The 18818-nt window shown below is 63.6% G+C and carries 15 protein-coding genes; 11 read left to right on the top strand and 4 right to left on the bottom strand.

What is annotated here, in order from left to right; all coding sequences use genetic code 11:
* Positions 1 to 179 precede the first annotated feature (179 nt).
* Positions 180 to 1526 carry a tetratricopeptide repeat protein gene (locus HX792_RS27235; RefSeq protein WP_176998977.1) on the bottom strand — a complete coding sequence of 449 codons (1347 nt, stop codon included), beginning with the start codon at positions 1524 to 1526 and terminating at the stop codon, positions 180 to 182.
* A gap of 306 nt (positions 1527 to 1832) precedes the next feature.
* Between HX792_RS27235 and HX792_RS27230 the strand changes: the two genes are divergently transcribed.
* From HX792_RS27230 to HX792_RS27195, 8 genes are all read left to right on the top strand, one after another.
* The gene (locus HX792_RS27230; RefSeq protein WP_176998976.1) at positions 1833 to 3416 is read left to right on the top strand and encodes an ABC transporter substrate-binding protein; all 1584 of its coding nucleotides are present in this window, start codon (positions 1833 to 1835) and stop codon (positions 3414 to 3416) included.
* The gene (locus HX792_RS27225) at positions 3413 to 4390 is read left to right on the top strand and encodes an ABC transporter permease (RefSeq protein WP_176998975.1); all 978 of its coding nucleotides are present in this window, start codon (positions 3413 to 3415) and stop codon (positions 4388 to 4390) included. The genes HX792_RS27230 and HX792_RS27225 overlap by 4 nt, the downstream gene beginning before the upstream one ends.
* The gene (locus HX792_RS27220) at positions 4390 to 5217 is read left to right on the top strand and encodes an ABC transporter permease (RefSeq protein WP_176998974.1); all 828 of its coding nucleotides are present in this window, start codon (positions 4390 to 4392) and stop codon (positions 5215 to 5217) included. The genes HX792_RS27225 and HX792_RS27220 overlap by 1 nt, the downstream gene beginning before the upstream one ends.
* On the top strand, positions 5214 to 6821 hold the full coding sequence (locus HX792_RS27215) for an ABC transporter ATP-binding protein (RefSeq protein WP_176998973.1): 1608 nt from the start codon (positions 5214 to 5216) through the stop codon (positions 6819 to 6821). The genes HX792_RS27220 and HX792_RS27215 overlap by 4 nt, the downstream gene beginning before the upstream one ends.
* 122 nt (positions 6822 to 6943) lie before the next feature.
* The gene (locus HX792_RS27210) at positions 6944 to 7780 is read left to right on the top strand and encodes an alpha/beta fold hydrolase (protein ID WP_176998972.1); all 837 of its coding nucleotides are present in this window, start codon (positions 6944 to 6946) and stop codon (positions 7778 to 7780) included.
* Between the two features lie 145 nt (positions 7781 to 7925).
* Positions 7926 to 8861 carry an ATP-binding cassette domain-containing protein gene (locus tag HX792_RS27205; protein ID WP_176998971.1) on the top strand — a complete coding sequence of 312 codons (936 nt, stop codon included), beginning with the start codon at positions 7926 to 7928 and terminating at the stop codon, positions 8859 to 8861.
* Positions 8862 to 8946: 85 nt separating this feature from the next.
* Entirely contained in the window at positions 8947 to 9504 is a 558-nt protein-coding gene (locus HX792_RS27200) for a helix-turn-helix transcriptional regulator (protein ID WP_176998970.1), read from the top strand.
* Between the two features lie 90 nt (positions 9505 to 9594).
* Positions 9595 to 10182: an HD domain-containing protein gene (locus HX792_RS27195; protein ID WP_176998969.1), complete on the top strand. Its 588-nt coding sequence runs from the start codon at positions 9595 to 9597 to the stop codon at positions 10180 to 10182.
* Between the two features lie 9 nt (positions 10183 to 10191).
* Here HX792_RS27195 and HX792_RS27190 read toward each other — a convergent pair whose 3' ends face one another.
* The 3 genes from HX792_RS27190 to HX792_RS27180 all read right to left on the bottom strand — a co-directional run bounded on the left by HX792_RS27190 (position 10192) and on the right by HX792_RS27180 (position 14258).
* Positions 10192 to 11709, bottom strand: coding sequence for a glycosyltransferase family 39 protein (locus tag HX792_RS27190; RefSeq protein ID WP_176998968.1), 1518 nt, complete (start codon positions 11707 to 11709; stop codon positions 10192 to 10194).
* 27 nt (positions 11710 to 11736) lie between these two features.
* Entirely contained in the window at positions 11737 to 13392 is a 1656-nt protein-coding gene (arnT, locus tag HX792_RS27185) for a lipid IV(A) 4-amino-4-deoxy-L-arabinosyltransferase (protein ID WP_176998967.1), read from the bottom strand.
* Positions 13393 to 13583: 191 nt separating this feature from the next.
* A complete protein-coding gene (locus tag HX792_RS27180; RefSeq protein ID WP_176998966.1) occupies positions 13584 to 14258 on the bottom strand; it encodes a histidine phosphatase family protein in 675 nt (224 codons plus the stop codon).
* A gap of 275 nt (positions 14259 to 14533) precedes the next feature.
* On the opposite strand from HX792_RS27180, the gene HX792_RS27175 reads away from it, so the two are divergent.
* Genes HX792_RS27175 through HX792_RS27165 form a run of 3 tightly spaced genes read left to right on the top strand, consistent with a single transcriptional unit; the run spans position 14534 to position 18720 of the window.
* Entirely contained in the window at positions 14534 to 15202 is a 669-nt protein-coding gene (locus HX792_RS27175; protein WP_176998965.1) for an ABC transporter ATP-binding protein, read from the top strand.
* A gap of 1 nt (position 15203) precedes the next feature.
* Complete coding sequence (locus HX792_RS27170) at positions 15204 to 17666, top strand: FtsX-like permease family protein (protein ID WP_176998964.1); 2463 nt, start codon at positions 15204 to 15206, stop codon at positions 17664 to 17666.
* Positions 17656 to 18720: a lipocalin-like domain-containing protein gene (locus HX792_RS27165; protein WP_176998963.1), complete on the top strand. Its 1065-nt coding sequence runs from the start codon at positions 17656 to 17658 to the stop codon at positions 18718 to 18720. The genes HX792_RS27170 and HX792_RS27165 overlap by 11 nt, the downstream gene beginning before the upstream one ends.
* Positions 18721 to 18818 lie beyond the last annotated feature (98 nt).

Genomic DNA, 18818 nt, shown 5'->3' with positions numbered 1-18818 from the left:
GCTGCAGGGAGACAGGCCCATGCTTACTTTTGGGCTCTATCAAAAGTGAGCCGCCGTAAGGGCGGAACCCATATCAGCCGTTACCCAAAAAACGGATATGTACACCGACCAAAAAAACTCCAGCGCCTAACACATAGCCATCGCAGGCAAGCCAGCTCCCACATTTAGATCTCCAATCTTCAGGTAAAGCGTGAAACCCGGGCTCTGGCATTCGCCGCCTGCTCCGGCAAACCCAGCGCCTCATACACCCGCCCCAAACTCCGATTAGTCGGCACATCCCACCCGTCATACCGACGCCGTAACTCCAGCGCCTGCTGCGCCCCAAACCAATCCCCAGCCTTCAACCGCGCGTCCAATTCCACCTGGGCAAACAGATCACGCTGCGCATGGCTACCACCAATCTCATTCAACCGGGGCAGGGCGATGGCCAAGTGTTCCAGCGCACCCTGCGCATCCCCGCGTGCATGGGCCAACAGCCCTCGCGCCAATGGCAAGGTCACCTCACCCCACACCGGCCGCGCCGCAACACTATGCTCGCGCAACGCCGCCAACAGCTCATCCGCCTCCGGCTTGCCAGCGCGTGCCAGGCCATACAGGTACTGCACGCTGAGAAACGGCTGCACCACATCCCCGGTCCGTCGCTGCAGGTACGGCGCCAACCCCTGCCAACGCTCGCCGACGTCGATACCCGCCAGTTCCAGGCGTGCCAGCAACGACACCGCCCCCACCTGGTCCTGGGAATACTCCGGCAGGATGCCCCACACGTGTTGGTCGTAGATCTCCAACACCCGCTGATCCTCACCCCGCGCCAGGTAGAACAGCGCCAGGTGCCACCAGTTGTGGGTGTACATGAACGAGTTCAAGCCGGCCCAGTGATGGGCCACGCTTTCAAGGAATTCGGTGCCTTCCTCGATGCGTCCCTGGGTCAGCATCACATGGGCCAGGGCATGTTGCGCCCAGGGCTCCGAGGGTTGCAGGCGCAGGGCTTCGCGGGCGCTGGCTTCGGCCTCTTCGAGCAAGTGGCACTGCTCATAAGCGAAGGCCAGCAGGCCATGGCTGTGGGCGATGTCCGGCGCGCCCGCGACAGCCTTGAGGCCGATGCGCAGCAACGCCGGCCAGTTGCCCCGGTTGAACTCCAGGTACTGGTTGAGCTTGGCGGCGAACAGGTCGCGAGGATAGCGGCCCAGCAGGTGTTCGCTCAGGTGCAGGACCTGGTCGAGGTCGTCGTTGATCCAGGCGCTCAAGGCGGCCAGGTACAGCTGGGCGCGCGGGTGATCGCTGTTCACGGCGGCTGCGCGCTGGCGGTAGTGCTCGGCCAGGGTCGGGCCCTGGGGGGACTCGATGAACATCAGCAGCAAGCCGGCGAAGGCATTGGCCAGGGCCGAGTCGGGCGCGGCGTCCGCCGTGGCGAGAATGCCTTCGGCGCGGGGCTGGTAGCCGAGGAAGCCGCCGATGAAATCGTCCAGGCCCTGGCGGGTGGACGGGTCGAGGGTGTCGATGGGGTTGCCCAGGTAATCCAGTGACATGGTGAAGAGGCTCGTGGGGTCAGAGACAGCTGAAGGGGCAAACCTTGTGCCATGACGCACTGTAGGAGGCGGCTTGCCGGCGATGGCGGTGTGTCGGCTTGCATCTTTGCTGGCGGATGGACCGCTATCGCCGGCAAGCCGGCGCCTACAGGCGGGCGGTGGGCTGTTGTTTTTTGCACACTCGCGCAGGCCGTTGTGGTTTTTTCATCACCCAGACGGCAACCAACACCCGCAATCGCGCCGAAAACCCCCATGGCACAGCCCTTGCAAAATCCCTCCCAGAATCTTTCCATTCGAGGAGCCTCAATGCGCCCATTCTCTTTCCGCCGTGCCCTCTCCTGCGTGGGGTTGTGCAGCGTGCTGCTGGCCGGCCAGGCCCAGGCGCAACCCCAGGAGGGCGGGGTGCTGAACCTGGTGGCCCAGCCTGAACCGCCGTCGCTGATGCACGGCGTGGTCAGCCATGTGTCCACCCAATACGTCAGTGGCAAGATCCTCCAGGGCCTGCTGACTTTCGACACGGACCTGAACCCCAAACCGGTGCTGGCCAAGTCCTGGGCTATCTCCCCGGACGGCCTCACCTACACCTTCCAACTGCAAGACAACGTGCATTGGCACGACGGCCCGGCATTCACCGCCGATGACGTGGTGTTCAGCTTCCAGACCTTCTACCCGGAAGTGGACAAGCGCCTGGGCGGCATCATCACCGAGTACGTCGACAGCATCACCGTCACCGGCCCGCTGCAAGTGGTCTTCCACCTGAAGAAACCCTTCGCGCCGTTGCTCTCGGCCCTGGGCAGCGGCCTGCGCCCGGTGGTGCCCAAGCACCTTTACGAGAACACCGATTTTCGCAACAACCCCTACAACCTCAAGCCGGTGGGCACTGGGCCGTTCGTGTTCGTCGAGTGGAAACGCGGTGCCTACATCAAGCTGGCCAAGAACCCCACCTACTGGAAAAAAGGCCTGCCGCACCTGGACGGGATTGTCTTCCACGTGATCCCCGACGGTTCCTCCCGCGCCGCAGCCTTCGAGCGCAATGACGTGCAGGTGCTGCGCAGCGGCGATGCCGACTATTCCGACCTCAAGCGCCTGGGCGCCTTGCCGAATGTGCAGTCTTCCGAGAAAGGCTGGGAGTTGTATGCCGGCCTGGTCTTCCTGCAGATCAACACGCGCAAGCCACCGCTGAACAACCCCAAGGTGCGCCAGGCGATCCTGTATGCGCTGAACCGGCAGTTTGTCGTGGACAACATCTTCTTCGGCTCGGGCAAGGTCGCCCAGGGCGAGTTCGTGTCGGGCACGCCCTACCACGACCCCCACTTGCCGCAGTACGCCTATGACGTGAAAAAGGCCAAGGCGCTGATTGCCGAGTCCGGCGTGGACGTGGGCGCGGTGCGTATCCGCTTGCTCAACGGCGAGAAGGGCGGTGCCTGGGAGCGCCTGGCCGAGTACACCAAGCAAGCCCTGCAGCCGCTGGGCTTCAAGGTGCAGGTGTTGACGTCCGACGCCGCCACCTGGTTCCAGCGCGTGAGCGACTGGGACTTCGACCTGACCTACAACTTCATCTTCCAGATCGGCGACCCCTACCTGACCAGCGCCTACCTGTACCGCTCCGACTACATTCTCAAGACCTCGCCGTTCGCCAACGTCAGCGGCTACAACAGCCCTGAAGCCGATGCCTTGTGGACGAAAATCGCCGACACGCCTGAAGGGCCTGCGCGCACCCAGCTCTACAGCCAACTGGAGAATCGGCTGAACACCGACCTGCCCATCGCGCCGATCTTCGAGATGCGCAACCAGACGCTGTTCCACACGCAGGTGCATAACCTGCTGCAAACCGCCACCAGCCTTAACGAAGACTACGAAAGCGTTTACCTCGACGCGCCTGCGCCATGAACGGCGTGGTGTATCTCGGCGGGCGCCTGGTCAAGGCGCTGCTGATGGTGGTGGCGGTGCTGGTGCTGAGCTTTGTGTTGATCCACCTCGCGCCGGGTGATCCGGCATTGCTGCTGGCCGGTGAGGCGGGGGTGGACGATGTGCAGTTCATCGAACAGTTGCGCCAGACCATGGGCCTGGACAAACCACTGCTGCAACAGTTGCTGATCTACCTGGGCAATGTGGCGCACCTGGACCTGGGTTATTCCTACCGTAACCAGACGTCGGTGTGGTCGCTGATCGCCGAGCGTTTGCCCGCAACGCTGGCCTTGATGGGCTCGGCGTTCGTGGTGTCGTCGGTGCTGGGGGTGACCTTGGGCGTGCTGGCGGCGCGGGCACGGCAAAGGCGCCATTGGCTTGATGGGGTGATTTCCCATGGCGCGTTGCTGTTGTATGCGATGCCGCCGTTCTGGCTGGCGATGCTGTTGATCTTGCTGTTTTCGGTGAGTCTGGACTGGTTGCCGGCCTTTGGCATGGAAACCGTGGGCCGGGACTTTTCATTGCTGGATCGCCTGCAGCATCTGCTGTTGCCGTGCCTGTCGTTGAGCGTGTTGTTCCTCGCCCTGTACATCCACCTGACCCGCGCCGCCGTGCTGGACGCCCTCGGCCAGGAGTATGTGCGTACCGCTCACGCCAAGGGTTTGCACCCACGGCGGATTCTGTACGTGCACGTCTTGCGCAATGCGCTGCTGCCGGTGGTGACCTTCGCCGGCCTGCAACTGGGCCAGTTGGCCAGCGGCGCCTTGCTGGTAGAGGTGGTGTATGCGTGGCCGGGCATCGGCCGCTTGATGTACGACTCCCTGGCCCAACGCGACTACGGCGTGCTGATGGGCGGGTTCCTTGTGATCTCGATGTTGGTGGTGGGCTTCAACGTGTTGACCGATGTGGTGTGCCGTTACCTCGACCCGCGCATTGGCGCCGGAGGGCAGGGCTGATGGCGGTGTTCAGACGTTTTATCCGCCAACCCTCGGCGCTGGGCGGTGCGCTGTTCTTGCTGGTGTTGGCGGCGCTGGCACTGGCAGCGCCGTGGCTCACCAGCAGCTCGCCGTGGGAAATGAACAGCCAGCCGATGCTGCCGCCGTTTCACGACGCCGCCCACTGGCTGGGCAGTGACCTGCTGGGGCGCGACCTCGGCAGCGGCTTGCTCTACGGGGCGCGGGTGTCCCTGGCCGTGGGGGCGCTGGCCAGTTTGGCAACCCTGGTGGTGGGGCTGATTATCGGGGCCATCGCCGGTTACTTCGGGGGCTGGCTCGACGGCGTGCTGATGCGCATCGCCGAGTTTTTCCAGATCATCCCGCAACTGGTGTTGGCGGTGATCCTGGTGGCGGTGCTGGAGCCGTCGCTGGGCACCATTGTGCTGGCGATTGCCCTGGTGGCCTGGCCGGCCGTGGCGCGGTTGGTGCGCAGTGAATTCCTCACGCTGCGCCAGCGTGAATTCGTGCAGGCGGCCCGTGTGCTGGGCCAGTCGCCGCTGGGGATCATCACCCAGCAGATCCTGCCCAATGCCCTGGGGCCGCTGCTGGTGGTGATGACCTTTGTCATGGCCACCGCGATCCTCACCGAAGCCGCCCTGGCGTTCCTTGGCTTGAGCGACCCGGAAGCCATGAGCTGGGGCTACATGATCAACGCTTCCCGTGGCCTGTTGCGGGACGCCTGGTGGATGAGCTTTCTGCCGGGCCTGGCGATCGTGCTGTGTGTGCTGGCGGTGAACCGCGTGGGCGAAGGCTTGCGCGTGGCGTTTGAGCCGGGGAGATCGCGATGACGTTATTGAGGGTTGAACACCTGCGTATCGCCTTGCCCGACGGGGCGGACCGCAGCCATGCGCTGTACGACCTGTCGCTGCAACTGCACAGCGGTGAATGCTTGTGCGTGGTGGGCGAGTCCGGTTCGGGCAAATCCATGTTGGCGAAGGCGCTGCTGCGCCAGTTGCCGACGCCGCTAACGGTGCAAAGCGGGCGTTTGGTGTTTCGTGATGAAGACTTGGCCAACCGTGGCGAAGCCGCCATGCGCGAACTGCGTGGGCGCGAGATCAGCATGGTGTTCCAGGAGCCGATGAGCGCACTCAACCCATTGCTGCGGGTGGGTGAACAGATCGATGAAACCCTGCGTGCCCATGGGGTGAAATCGGCCGGTGAGCGCCGCCGGCGGGTGATAGACCTGCTGGGTTACGTCGGTCTGCCGGACCCTGAGCGCCTGCGCCTGGCGTATCCCTTTGAGCTGTCCGGTGGCCAGCGCCAACGGGTGGTGATCGCCATGGCCCTGGCATTCGATCCGGCGCTGTTGATTGCCGATGAGCCGACCTCGGCGCTGGACGTGACCACCCAGTCGCAAATTCTTGAGCTGTTGCGCAAGATCCAGCGGGACAAGGGCATGGCGCTGCTGTTGATCACCCATGATTTTGCCGTGGTTGAGGCGATCGCCAACCGTGTGCTGGTGCTGGAAAAGGGCCGTGTGGTGGAGCAGGGCAGCGCTCGCCAGGTGCTGGACGAACCCCGGGCGCCTTACACCCGGCAACTGCTGGCGGCGGTATCGGCGCAACCACGGGAGCCCCGTGGTGTGGTGAGTGGCGCCGTGGTGCTCAAGGCCGAACAGTTGAACAAAGTCTTCAGCACCCGTGCGGGCTGGTGGGGGCGGCGCAGCACCCGTGCGCTGGATGCAGTGCAGTTGCAGCTGCGCAAAGGCGAGACCCTGGGCATCGTCGGTGAGTCTGGCTCGGGCAAGTCCACCCTGGGGCGTTGCCTGGTGCGGCTGTTACGGGCCGACAGCGGGCACATCCAGTGGCTCGGCCAAGATGTGGTGGGGTTATCCGAAGGGCGATTGCGGCCGCTGCGCAGTGAGGTGCAGATGATCTTCCAGGACCCGTTCGCCTCGCTTAATCCGCGCCAGACGGTGGGCCGCATCATCATGACCGGGCCGTTGGTGCAAGGGCATTCGAAGGCCGGTGCCGAAGCGCGTGCGCGCGCCTTGCTGGAGCTGGTGGGTTTGCCTGCCACGGCGTTCGAGCGCTACCCCCATGAGTTCTCCGGAGGGCAGCGCCAGCGCATTGGCATCGCCCGTGCGTTGGCGGTGGAACCGAAGGTGTTGATTGCCGACGAGTGCGTGTCGGCCCTTGATGCGTTGATCCAGGTGCAGATCCTGGAACTGCTGGAGTCCCTGCAGCGGCGGCTGAAATTGAGCATCGTGTTCATCACCCACGACTTGCGCGTGGCGGCGCGGTTGTGTGATCGCATTGCGGTGATGCAGAACGGGCGGGTGGTGGAGCAGGGCGACACCGCTGGACTGTTCGCTGATGCCCAACACCCCTACACCCGCGCGCTGTTGCAATGTGCGACTGTAGCCCCGGTACTTGAGCCTGACGCCATTTAATGTGGGAGCTGGCTTGTCGAGTCGTCGCACCGCTGCGATAGCGGTCGTGACTGATACACCGCTATCGCAGGCAAGCCAGCTCCCACACCGACCGAGTGTATTTATCGAGGAGCGTGGCGTTTATGAATGCCCCATTGACAGACCTGCCCATCGTCCGCGGCCAGCGCTTGGACATCCGCCCCAACCGCTCCCTGAGCATTGCCCACCATGTAGGCACCACCCAGCCCGACACGGTGGTGTTTTTCTGCCACGGCGCCGGTGGCAACAAGGACCAATGGCGCCTGCAGTGGCAGGCGCTAAAAGCCGACGGCTACAGCCTGGTGGCCTGGGACCTGCTGGGCCATGGCGACAGCGCCAAGCCCCGCGATGAGCACGCCTATGCCTGGTCGGAACTGGTGGCGGACTATGGGGCGATCCTGCAGCGCTACGGACGCGCCCACAACCTGATCGTGGCCCATTCCTTTGGCACCGGGCTGAGCCTGAGCACACTCTTGGCCGACAGCGGTGTGACCGTCGAAGCGGTGCTGTTGCTGGGCACGATGTTGCACCGGCCGGTGACCCGTGGCGGGTTGATGTCCTTGCCCGCATGGCTGCTCGAATGGCTGCGGCCGCTGTTGGCCAAAGGCTTTCGCGAGCGCGCCTGGCACGCCACGGCCGACCCGGCGCTGGTGGCCTATGAAGAGAAGCTCACCGAGCGCAACCCGCTGTACATGTTCAAGGCACTGATGAAACATGCGCGCTGGCCCGACGCCTCACGGATCCCCACCCTGACGTTGCCGGTGAGTGTTCTGGCCGGTGACAGCGACGGTTTGACGCCCGCCAGTGGCGGCCAGGCCCTGGCCGCGCAATTGCCTGATGCGCAGTTCCAAGTGCTGGAGGCGTGCGGTCATCAGCTGATGCTGGAAAAGCCCGTGCAGGTGCTGAATGCATTCAACACCTTGCTGGCAAAACGCTTATAACCAAAAAACTCTGAGCTATGCGATTCAGCTATTGGATTGTTCATAAGGTAATGCATTTAATTCGGGACCTAACTCATTGTTGCACGGAATAAATCAGCGTCTTCGCGCGTTGTAATGAGTCATCGTTCCGCCTTAGAGATTAGCCATGAGCAACCCCGTTGCCGCAGCACCCGCGCCGTTGGTCCGTGTGCGTCACCTGAGCAAGGCCTTTGGCGCCCAGTCGGCGCTGGATCAGGTCAACCTGGACATTTACCCGGGTGAAGGCGTGGCATTGCTGGGGGCCAGCGGGGCCGGCAAGTCGACCCTGGTGAAAATCCTCGGCGGCCTGTTGGCACCGGATGCGGGGGAAGTGTGGGTCGATGGGGTGCAGCAGCGGTTTATTTCACCGTTGTCGGCCCGTCGCGTCGGCATCGTTGCGGTGCACCAGCGCCCCGATGACGGTATCGCCCCCGGCCTGAGCGTGGCCGAGAACCTGTTGCTCGACGAGCTGTGCCAGCCTGACGCCGACTTCCTGCTCAACCGCAGGAACCTGCTGCAGCGCGCCCAGGCCATCGCCGACGGGCTGGGCCTGGACCTGCCGCTGCAACACCCGGTGGAACGCCTCGGTCAGGCCGATCGGCAACTGCTGGTGCTGGCCCGGGCCTTTGCCCTGCAACCCAAGTTGCTGATCCTCGACGAGCCCACCGCTGCGCTATCGGAACTCGATGCCGAGCGCTTGCTGGGCCTGATCGACAGCCAGCGCGCCCGGGGCGTGGCCATCCTCTACATCTCCCAACGTCTGTCCGACCTGCAACGGGTGACCAACCGCGCCATCGTCCTGCAGGAAGGCCGCCTCACCAGTGACCTCAATACGCGGCACTTGCCGAGCGCGGCCTACACCCTGTTCGGCGATGTGGCCGAGCACCCCTTGGTCACACCGGACAAGACGCTGCCGGTACCGTTTCTGGAACGCTTCACCCGCGCCGGGTTTATCCGCAACCGGGCAGAGGGGCGGGCGGTGCAGGAACAGGTGGCGGGGTTAGCGGTCGATCCTGGCGTGGCGGGCTTGCCACACACGCGCAAGTACACCCCTGAGCGCTGAGCCGATGCCCGTTTATCCCGTGCATTTGCCGGCAGGGCGTGGATCCCCCAGACTGGCACACCCGGCAATCCTTCAGTAGCCCAGAATGCCTGACACCTTGCTTCCCCTGGCCCTGCCTGGCATTGCGCTGCGACGCTGGCGCCTGCTGCACCGCGTAAAACAGCTGCATGCCGCGCAGTTGTTCGGGGTCACTCAATCGACCATTTCGCGTTGGGAAAGCGGCACGCAATCCATGGACTGCGCAGCACACAAGCAGTTGGAGCACTTGTTGGCGGCTCGCCTGGACGGTGCGGCCGACCAAGTGCTGGCCAGGTTGGTCAGCGAGAGCCCACGGCCCATGCACCTCATTTGTGACCTGACCCATCGGCTGCTGGCGTGCTCGCCCGGTCGTGCCGCCGAGTTCACCCGGCCTGTCAGCGAATTGTTGGGGCTTTCGCTCTGGCGTTTCGCGACGCCGGATATCGTCAGCAAGGAACTGGCCCTCAAGACCTCCGGATGGCGGGACGCGTTGGCGCCGCCGGCGCTGGAGTTCACCACGGGCGCCAACGACTCCCTGCTTGTCCCCATTCGCCCCGGTCGTTGCCGCTGGACGCGAATTCCACTCTCGGACGGAACAGCCGCGCGCCTGGTCGAGACGCTCTGAAGCCCATGTGACGCATATTTTATGCGTGGACGCCCACCCTTGCCGCGCTTAGGCTGGCAATGACGGCGTATAGCGTGTGCAGAGGGTGTTATGGAGATTGAAACAATCAAAGGGCGGCTTGAATTTCTTCGCGAGGCGGAAAAACTCAAGGACGTGCTCAGAAGCGCGCACACCTCATCGGGGCGCGCCGAAAGTACCGCAGAACATAGCTGGCGCCTGTGCCTGATGGTGATGGTCTTCGCCGACCAACTGGCCCATCTCGATGTGCTGAAGGTGCTCAAGATGTGCGTCATTCATGATCTGGGCGAGGCGATCAATGGCGACATTCCTGCCGTCAGCCAGGCGTTGTTCCCCAACAAAGGCGAGCAAGAGCGAAACGATCTGCTGAGCCTGACCCGCACCTTGGACGACAGGCTGCAGGCCGAGGTGCTGGCACTCTGGGATGACTACGAACGTGCGCAGTCGCCGGAGGCCCTGGCCGTCAAGGCGCTGGACAAGCTGGAGACCCTCCTGCAACACAACCAGGGCAAGAACCCACCCGGTTTCGACTATGAGTTCAACCTGGCCTACGGCAAGCGCTACACCGACGCCGACCCACTCTTCCAGTTGCTTCGCAGCCTGATTGACGAAGGCACCCGGGAGAAAATCATCATCAACCGCAAGGCCTGCGACGAGTAGTCCGCTGGCCTATCGGGCCGATGGCACAAACGCCACGCTGCCACCGCCACGCTTTTGAAACAGCCGCTCGCCATTGTCCGGTTGGGTGGTGATCACCTGATGATCAGCCCCCAAGTAGGCCAGCGGCGTGGGATCGTCCCTGGTGTATTGCGCGAAGATGATCGTGCGTTGCGGGTCGAAGGCCTGGCCGCTGGTTTTTTTCAGCCAGGCCAGCATCGCGGCGCTGTCGCCCTGGCGTGGGAAGTCCTGGGTTTCGGCGACGTAGTAGAACGGTTTGCCGCCGTTTTGCAGGTACATCGGCAGCTTGTTGTCGACTTCCACCAGCACCATCTGCCACTGGTTCCACGGCGCGGTCTTGACGGCCTGGGTTTGCACGTCTTCGACGAAACGCGTGACGCCGCCGTTGCCGTTGGTCCACGGGTAGACCACGCCCAGCACCAGCAGCATCAGTGCAGCGGCGATGCCAAAACCTTTCTGCCAACGCGGCCAGCTGGCCGGTTTTTTCTGCAGGCGTTCGCTTAGCCACCAGGCGGCCAGCAGTTGTGCAAACGGCACCAGCGGCAGCACGTAGTAGCTGCGGCGGCTGCCACTGGCGGTAAAGAACACAAACAGCAGGCCTAGGCCCCATACCAGCCAACGTACGTTGGGCGGGGTTTGCTGCCAGTGCCGCATTGCCAGCCACAGGCCAAGCACCCAGCACGGTGCCCAGGGCAGGGTGTAGGCGGGCAGGTAGATCAGGTAGGTGTAGATCGGCCCCATGTGGTCGAAGGGGTTGAAGAAGCGCACCACGTTTTCCTTGAACACCAGCTCCAGGCCGCTTTCGCCGTAGGTCGGTGCGCCGTAGAGGTGAGACAGCACGAACGGAATCGCATAGAACCCCGCCGCAATCACCAGCGCCAGCAGCAGGCGCAGGTTGAGGTGGCGCTTGTAACGCCCCTCGCTGAGCAGGTGTGGCAGCAGCACCAGGCCGGGCAGCACAAAACCGATCAGGCCCTTGAACAGCGACGTGGCCGCCAGCAGCAGGAAAAATACGCAGTAGCGCCCCAGCCGAGTGTCATCCGGCCCACGCCAGTACCACCACACGGCCGCCAGCACGCCGCACACGGTGAGTATGTCGGCAGTGGCCACGCGGGCCCAGAACAGGAAGTAGAAGGTGGTGGCGAGCATCCAGCCGGCAATCAGCCCGGTGCCTTTGCGGAACAGGCGCTCGCCGATCAGGTAGACCAGCCAGATGCTCAGCCACGCCGCGATCACCGACGACAGGCGCAACGACCACGGGCCGAGCCCGCCCATCATGTTGGCAAAGCCGGTGATCAGCCAGTACGACGGCAGGGGTTTGTCGTAGTAGGGTGCGCCCTTGAGAAACGGGTCGAAGTAATCGCCGCTTTGCAGCATCTGCAGGGCGATGTTGGCCCAGCGGGTTTCCGGCCCCCACACGTCGCGGCTGCCCAAGCCCGCCAACAGCAGCAGCGCCGAGACGCCCAGCAGCAACAGCAGGGCGCCGCGTTCGGTTTTCCAGAAACTCATGGGGCTGTACTCGTGGCAGGCGTCGCGTTAAGGAAGTTTTGGGTAAATGATCAGTAGCAGGGCGCCCTTGCGATAACGCTTGCCGCCCGCCGGCAACTGGCCTTCCTCGCGGTGTTCGCTGGTGCTCTTGACCCGCATCAGCACGCCGACCGAACCCTGTTGGCGAGCCTCGGCCAACCACGGCTGGACACTGTCGAGACTGACTTTGCGGTGCACTGAACCCGCGTACTTGAGGCCATAGCGCAGTTCACCTTCGGTGTCGTAGAACGCCACTTCCGGCCGGCGCAGGCGCCAGGACAAGGCAGACGCCGAACCCAGTTCGTTGCTCAGCAAAGCATGGGTTTGTTGCAATTCATCCAGATGCTCCAGCACGAACTGGTCGGGCATTTCGTTATCGGTGATCTCTTCGGGCATGCCGGCCGGCAGCAACGCCACCAGCAGGCCGATGCCCAACGCCGGCATGGCCCACAGGGTCAGCGGGCGGAACGCCTGCAGCAGGTTGGCGAGGATCCAGCCCAGCAGCACGATAAAGGCCAGGGACAGGCTGAACATCTCGGCGTGGCTGTTGCTGTAGAGCGGGTCATCGATCTGCAGGTAGATCAGCGCGCCCATCGCCACGAGGCCAATGGCGAAGTTGAGCAGGCCGTTGAAGCGCAAGGCGCGGGTCTTGCCCTGGTTGAGCTGGTCGATCAGGGCGTGGCCCATCAGCAAGGCCAGGGGCAGCAGGCACGGCATGATGTAGGTCGGCAGCTTACCGTTGCTCAGGCTGAAAAAGCCCAGGGGCAGCAGCAGCCAGAGGGCCAGGAACACCATCTTCGGCTGGGCTTTTTCTTTCCAGGTTTTGAGTGCAGTGGTGGGCAACAGCGCTGACCACGGTAGGCACGACACCACCATGATCGGCAGGAAGAACCACCACGGGCGGGCGTGCTGGGCATTGTCGGCAGAGAAACGGCGGATGTGCTCGTGCCAGAAGAAGAAGCGCCAGTAGTCCGGCTCCTGCAGATGAATTGCCCACACCCACGGCAGGCACACCACCACCGCCACCAGAATGGCCAGCGAGCCATAGCGCACCAATTCGCCCAGGCGGCGTTGCCAAAGCATGTAAGGCACAGCGATCAGCACGGGTAACAGCCAGGCCAGGAAGCCCTTGGTCATGAATCCCATGGCACAGGCTACGCCCAGCAGCACCCAGGCACCGAGCCGACCGCGCGTGGTTTGGCTGTCGAGGGCAAACCACAGCGCGACGAAGCTTAGGTTGACCCAGAGGGTGAACTGCGGATCGAGGTTCGAATACCCGGCTTGCCCGGCCACCAGGCCAAAGCTCATATACAGCAGGGCGCAGGCGAAGCTCTTGCGCGGGTCGTTCCACAGGCGACGTGCGATGAGATACGCCAACAACACGCTCAGGCCGGTGGTGATGGCCGAGGCAATGCGCACGCCGAACAGGTTTTCACCAAACACCGCCTGGCCGAGGGCGATCAACCAGTAGCCGGCAGAGGGCTTTTCGAAGTAGCGCACGCCCATGAAGTGGGGTGAGACCCAGTTGCCGCTCAGGAGCATTTCCTGGCTGATCTGGGCGTAGCGTGTTTCATCCGGGATCCACAGGCCGTGCAGGCCCATGGGCAACAGGTAGAACACGGCGAAGGCCAGCAGCAACACGGGCAGGGGTTTCAAACGGGTCATAAAAACGTCGCTCCTTGACGTTCAGTGGCAGAAAAAGGGTGCAGGAAAGTAGTAGTGCAAAACATCAAAATGTTCACTAAGTCACTGAAAATAATCATGGCGTCCCTAACTAACAGGCACAACTAAACATGCCAGAAACGGGCTGTCGTTTTGCTGAACACGACAGCCGCTGGATATGTAAAAAAGTGTGTTTAAAGTTGTTTGAGCGCGGCGGGCCAATCCTGGCTGTTCATGATGCCCAGGGTCTTGAACTTGCCATTGGGCAGTACCTTGACGAACAGGGCGCTGCCGTATTCGGCGGTGATGGCGTGGGGGAAACCCAAGGCCTGTTCGAAGTCGTTGATGCAGGCACTGTGTGTGATCAGCACCAGGTTGTGATCGGGACGTTTGTTGCTGAGGATCTCTTCACCCATGGCGTCTCCACAGATGGCCAGCGGGCCAGCGGATAGCTCGGTCTTGCCGAACACGAACAGCGACGTCTGGGCGGTGCGGGTGGTGGGGCTGCTGAGCACGTCAGTGGCCTGCATGCCCAAGGCGTGGAAGGCTTTGCCCAATTCGGTGGCATGCTGCGTGCCGTTGATCGTGAGGCCATCGGCGGGGCCGAAGCAGGGGTTGGTCGAGCGGTCGCAGCGTTCTTCATGGCGTACCAGCACCACCACGTCACCGTTGCGCCAACTGGCCAGGAGCCCGGAGTTGATCAGGTGGTTGCGCACGCCCAGGTTCGTCGGCGACCTGGGCCAGAACACGAAACCGGACACCAGCAGACTGACGATGGCAATGCCCAGCCAGAGTCTTTTCAGGCGTCTGAAAAGGCTTCGGCGCACACGCGGTTTGGTCAGGGTAAGGTCAACCACACTATTCACCATGGGCACTGTTGGCAGTGTTGTTATCAAACAGGCGCAGCGCATTGACGGATGCCCGTAGTGGAGTAGGAGACTGTCACAGGGCTGCTGTCTTTTCGCTGAACATCCAGCTGTTAAAAGTTGTCGTCGCTGGCAACTAACAAGTTGCCGCTCTACGACGCTTGGTGGGCAATTTAGAGAGGCGTGGGTGGGCGGGCGGTGAAATCCATGTGAAAAATTCGCACGGGGCGCAAAGTCAGCCGTTATCCTCGTTTGCAGACCCCCGAACGAGCGTATTTATGTTGCAGGTGCAAGGTGTTCTCAAGAGCTATGCCACCGCGCAAGGGCCCCTGGCGGTGCTGGCGGGTGTCGACTTGCAGTTGGCGGCGCGCAGCAGTCTGGCGCTGATGGGCGAGTCGGGCAGTGGCAAGAGCACGCTGCTGCACCTGGTGGCCGGCCTGGACCGGGTGGACGGTGGCAGCATCCAGGTGGGCGAGCAGCGTCTTGACCAATTGAGTGAGGCGCAACTGGCCCACTGGCGGCGCACCGAGATCGGCCTGGTGTTCCAGCAGTTCAACCTGATCGGCAGTTTGCGCGTGGAGGACAACCTGGCGTTCCAGGCGCGCCTGGCCGGGCGATTTGACCCGCAGTGGCAGGCGCACCTGGTGGAACGCCTGGGTCTGGGCGACTTGCTCAAGCGCTACCCGGAGCAGCTCTCCGGTGGTCAGCAGCAACGGGTGGCGGTGGGGCGCGCATTGGCCTCGCGGCCGGGCTTGTTGCTGGCCGATGAACCCACCGGCAACCTCGACGAAGCCACCAGCGATGACGTGCTGCAATTGTTGCTGGACCTGCTGCGCGACAGCCCCACCAGCCTGCTGATGGTCACGCACAGCCCGCGCATTGCTGCACGGCTCGACCGCCAGGTGGTGTTGCAGCGTGGCCGTGTCGTACCTGCGGACGCCCGTTGAGGTGGCCGTTTTTTATTGGGCGTTGCGTGCGCTGCTGAGCCACTGGCGGCGCCATCCCGTGCAGTTCTTCAGCGTGTTGACCGGCCTGTGGCTGGCCACGGCGTTGTTGACCGGTGTGCAGGCGCTCAACAGCCAGGCGCGGGACAGCTACGCACGCGCCAGCCAATTGATCGGCGGTGAGCCTCAAGCCAGCCTCAGTGCGACCGGTGCATCGAGCTTCCCCCAGGCCCTGTTTGCCCAGTTGCGCCGTGCGGGGTGGCCGGTGTCACCGGTGGTGCAGGGGCGGGTGGTACTCAAGGGGCATGAGGAGGTGCGCCTGCAACTGATGGGCATCGATCCGGTGTCATTGCCGGGGAATGCCGCAGTGGCCGGGCAACGCCTGAGCCAGGCGCAGATGGCTGCATTCTTCGCGCCGCCTGGACGCACCTGGATTGCTCCGCAAACCTTGCAAGCCCTGGGCCTGCACGATGGCGAACAGCCGCAGACGGCAAACGGGCAAACCTTGCCGCCGTTGCAGGCCCAGGCAGACATGGCCCCCGGGTTGTTGCTCACCGACATCGGCTTTGCCCAACCCTTGCTGGAGATGCCCGGGCGTCTGTCGCGGCTGCTGCTGGACAACGCCTTTGCCGCCACCCATCCCACCCCGCCCGCCGAATTGCAACTGCACCTGGCCGAGGACAACAACCTCTCACGGCTGACCGAAAGCTTTCACCTGAACCTCGACGCCCTCGGCTTGCTGTCGTTTGTGGTGGGACTGTTTATCGTGCATGCCGCTATCGGCCTGGCGCTGGAACAACGGCGCGGGCTGCTGCGCACCTTGCGCGCTTGCGGGGTCAGTGCGCGGATGCTGATCCTCAGCCTGGGGGTGGAGCTGGGTGTGTTGTCGCTGCTCGGTGGCGTGCTCGGCGTGGCCAGCGGTTACCTGGTGGCCAGCCTGTTGCTGCCGGATGTGGCGGCCAGCTTGCGTGGCTTGTACGGCGCCGAGGTGCCCGGCCAGTTAAGCTTGAGCCCTGGCTGGTGGTTGACGGGGTTGGGCTTGAGCCTGCTCGGCGCACTGTTGGCGGGCGCGAGCAGCCTGTGGCGGGCGGCGCGCCTGCCGTTGCTGGCACTGGCCAATGCCCAGGCCTGGCACGAGGCCCATGGGCGCTGGTTGCGACGCCAGGGTTGGGTCGCGGCTGCGGCGTTGCTGGTCGCACTGCTGGCGTTGGGATTGGGTAACAGCCTGGCTGCCGGTTTTGTGCTGATGGCCGCCTTGCTACTGGGGGCTGCCCTGGGTTTGCCGGTGATCCTCAATGCGGTATTGAAGGCGGTGCTCGGGCGCAGCCACTCGGTGCTGGGGCAATGGTTTCTCGCCGACTGCCGCCAGCAACTGCCGGCGTTGAGCCTGGCGTTGATGGCGCTGCTGTTGGCGATGGCGGCGAACATCGGCGCGGGCTCCATGACCTCGGGCTTTCGCCAGACCTTCAATAATTGGCTGGAGCAACGCCTCACCGCCGAGCTGTATCTCAATCCGCAGAACCCGGCGCAGGCCGAACAGTTGAGCCACTGGTTGGCGCAGCAACCCACGGTGAACACCGTACTGCCGACCTGGCAAGTGTCGACGCAGTTGCAAGGTTGGCCGGCTGACCTGTTCGGGGTGATCGACGACCCCACTTATCGCCAGCACTGGCCGCTGCTGGAGGCCGCCAATCAACCGTGGGACCGATTGCAGCAGGGCGACACGCTGATGCTCAGCGAGCAACTGGCGCGGCGCTTGAACGTGCGGCTGGGCGATGAGGTGAGTATCCCAACGCCTCAGGGGCCCTGGTCACCCACGGTGGTGGGCATCTACGCCGACTATGGCAACCCCAAGGGCCACGTGCTGGTCAATTCCACCCACTTGTTGGCGCATTGGCCGACGCTGTCACCGGCCCGCTTTAACCTGCGCATGGCCCCCGAGGACGTCGCGCCGCTGGTGCAGGACGTGCAGCGCGCATTTGCGCTGGAGGACAGCCGCATTGTCGATCAGCAGCAACTCAAGGGCTATTCGAGCCAGGTGTTCGAACGCACCTTTGCCGCCACCGCCGCGCTGAACAGCCTCACCCTCGGGGTGGCCGGCGTGGCGCTGTTCATCAGCCTGCTGACCCAGAGCCAGAGTCGCCTCGGCCAGCTCGCGCCGCTGTGGGCGCTGGGGGTGACGCGCCGCCAACTGATGCTGCTCAATTTGGCGCAGACCTGGTTGCTCGCGCTGTTGACCCTGGTGTTGGCGTTGCCCCTGGGCCTGTTGCTGGCCTGGTGCCTGGACGCGGTGATCAATGTGCAGGCGTTTGGTTGGCGCCTGCCGTTGCAGGTGTTCCCGTGGCAACTGGCGCAACTGCTGGGGCTGGCGATGTTGGCCACCTCTCTGGCGTCGGCCTGGCCGCTATGGCAGTTGTACCGCAGTCGCCCGGCGGACTTGCTGAGGACCTTTGCCCATGAAGATTAAGGCGTTGCTGGGAGCGGTCTTGTTGCTGCTGAGCGGCTGCGATAAGGCGCCTGCACCCCAGGAAAGTTTCGCCGGCTTGGGCAGTGAGGCTGCGGACTTTGACCAGGTGGTGCCGGGCAAGGTGTTCAGCTTTCCCGAGGACCACGGGCCCCACGCCGGTTTCCGCATCGAATGGTGGTACGTTACCGCCAACCTCAAGGATGCCGAGGGCAATGTGTTCGGCGTGCAGTGGACCTTGTTTCGCAACGCCCTCAAGGCCGGGCCGGCGCAGGCGGGGTGGCAGGACCCGACGATCTGGCTGGGGCACGCGGCCGTCACTTCGGCCACCCGGCATTACGCCGCCGAGCGTTATGCGCGCGGCGGTGTTGGCCAGGCCGGCGCCCAGGCGGCGCCGTTCAATGCGTGGATCGACGACTGGAATTTCGCCACTCGCCCCGGCGCCACCAGCTCCCTGGCCGACATGCAACTCAAGGCCCATGGCCCGCAGTTCGCCTATGACTTGCACCTGACCTCCAGCCGCCCGTTGGTGCTGCAAGGCGATAACGGCTACAGCCGCAAATCCGATCAGGGCCAGGCGTCGTATTACTACAGCCAGCCTTTTTTCACCGCCAGCGGCAACGTGACGATCGACGGCAAGGCGTATCAGGTCAGTGGCAGCGCCTGGCTCGACCGCGAGTGGAGCAGCCAACCCCTGGCCGCCAGCCAGACCGGCTGGGACTGGTTCTCCCTGCACCTGGACCGTGGCGAGCAGTTGATGCTGTTTCGCGTGCGGCAAACCGACGGCGAGGGTTACCTGACGGGCACCTGGATCGATGCGCAGGGCCGCACCCAGACCCTGCACAACGCCGACATCCAGCTCACGCCACTCGCCCCCACCGACATCGACGGGCGCCGAATTCCCACGCGCTGGTCGCTGAAAATCCCCGGCAAACAGCTGGATATCACCGCACAGGCGGTCAACCCGAAGGCCTGGATGAACCTGAGCATTCCTTACTGGGAAGGGCCGGTGCAATTCGACGGTGGGGTGGGCTATCTGGAAATGACTGGCTATTAGGTGAAGAAAATTTCATAAAAATACTGGACATGCATACAGTATCTGGCTAGATTCCATCCCAGGTGACCGGATGTCACCTGAGCTTCAATTTTTAACTA

Source organism: Pseudomonas sp. B6002 (assembly GCF_013385985.1).
In the GTDB taxonomy this organism is placed as follows: Bacteria; Pseudomonadota; Gammaproteobacteria; order Pseudomonadales; family Pseudomonadaceae; genus Aquipseudomonas.
Note: the sequence above shows the minus strand (reverse complement) of the source record. Positions and strands in the feature narration are given on the sequence as shown.

Bases quoted from the DNA above. Each gene is read 5' to 3' on its own strand.
- HX792_RS27235 (WP_176998977.1), bottom strand. From the start codon at position 1,526: ATGTCACTGGATTACCTGGGCAACCCCATCGACACCCTCGACCCGTCC.
- HX792_RS27230 (WP_176998976.1), top strand. From the start codon at position 1,833: ATGCGCCCATTCTCTTTCCGCCGTGCCCTCTCCTGCGTGGGGTTGTGC.
- HX792_RS27225 (WP_176998975.1), top strand. From the start codon at position 3,413: ATGAACGGCGTGGTGTATCTCGGCGGGCGCCTGGTCAAGGCGCTGCTG.
- HX792_RS27220 (WP_176998974.1), top strand. From the start codon at position 4,390: ATGGCGGTGTTCAGACGTTTTATCCGCCAACCCTCGGCGCTGGGCGGT.
- HX792_RS27215 (WP_176998973.1), top strand. From the start codon at position 5,214: ATGACGTTATTGAGGGTTGAACACCTGCGTATCGCCTTGCCCGACGGG.
- HX792_RS27210 (WP_176998972.1), top strand. From the start codon at position 6,944: ATGAATGCCCCATTGACAGACCTGCCCATCGTCCGCGGCCAGCGCTTG.
- HX792_RS27205 (WP_176998971.1), top strand. From the start codon at position 7,926: ATGAGCAACCCCGTTGCCGCAGCACCCGCGCCGTTGGTCCGTGTGCGT.
- HX792_RS27200 (WP_176998970.1), top strand. From the start codon at position 8,947: ATGCCTGACACCTTGCTTCCCCTGGCCCTGCCTGGCATTGCGCTGCGA.
- HX792_RS27195 (WP_176998969.1), top strand. From the start codon at position 9,595: ATGGAGATTGAAACAATCAAAGGGCGGCTTGAATTTCTTCGCGAGGCG.
- HX792_RS27190 (WP_176998968.1), bottom strand. From the start codon at position 11,709: ATGAGTTTCTGGAAAACCGAACGCGGCGCCCTGCTGTTGCTGCTGGGC.
- arnT (WP_176998967.1), bottom strand. From the start codon at position 13,392: ATGACCCGTTTGAAACCCCTGCCCGTGTTGCTGCTGGCCTTCGCCGTG.
- HX792_RS27180 (WP_176998966.1), bottom strand. From the start codon at position 14,258: ATGGTGAATAGTGTGGTTGACCTTACCCTGACCAAACCGCGTGTGCGC.
- HX792_RS27175 (WP_176998965.1), top strand. From the start codon at position 14,534: ATGTTGCAGGTGCAAGGTGTTCTCAAGAGCTATGCCACCGCGCAAGGG.
- HX792_RS27165 (WP_176998963.1), top strand. From the start codon at position 17,656: ATGAAGATTAAGGCGTTGCTGGGAGCGGTCTTGTTGCTGCTGAGCGGC.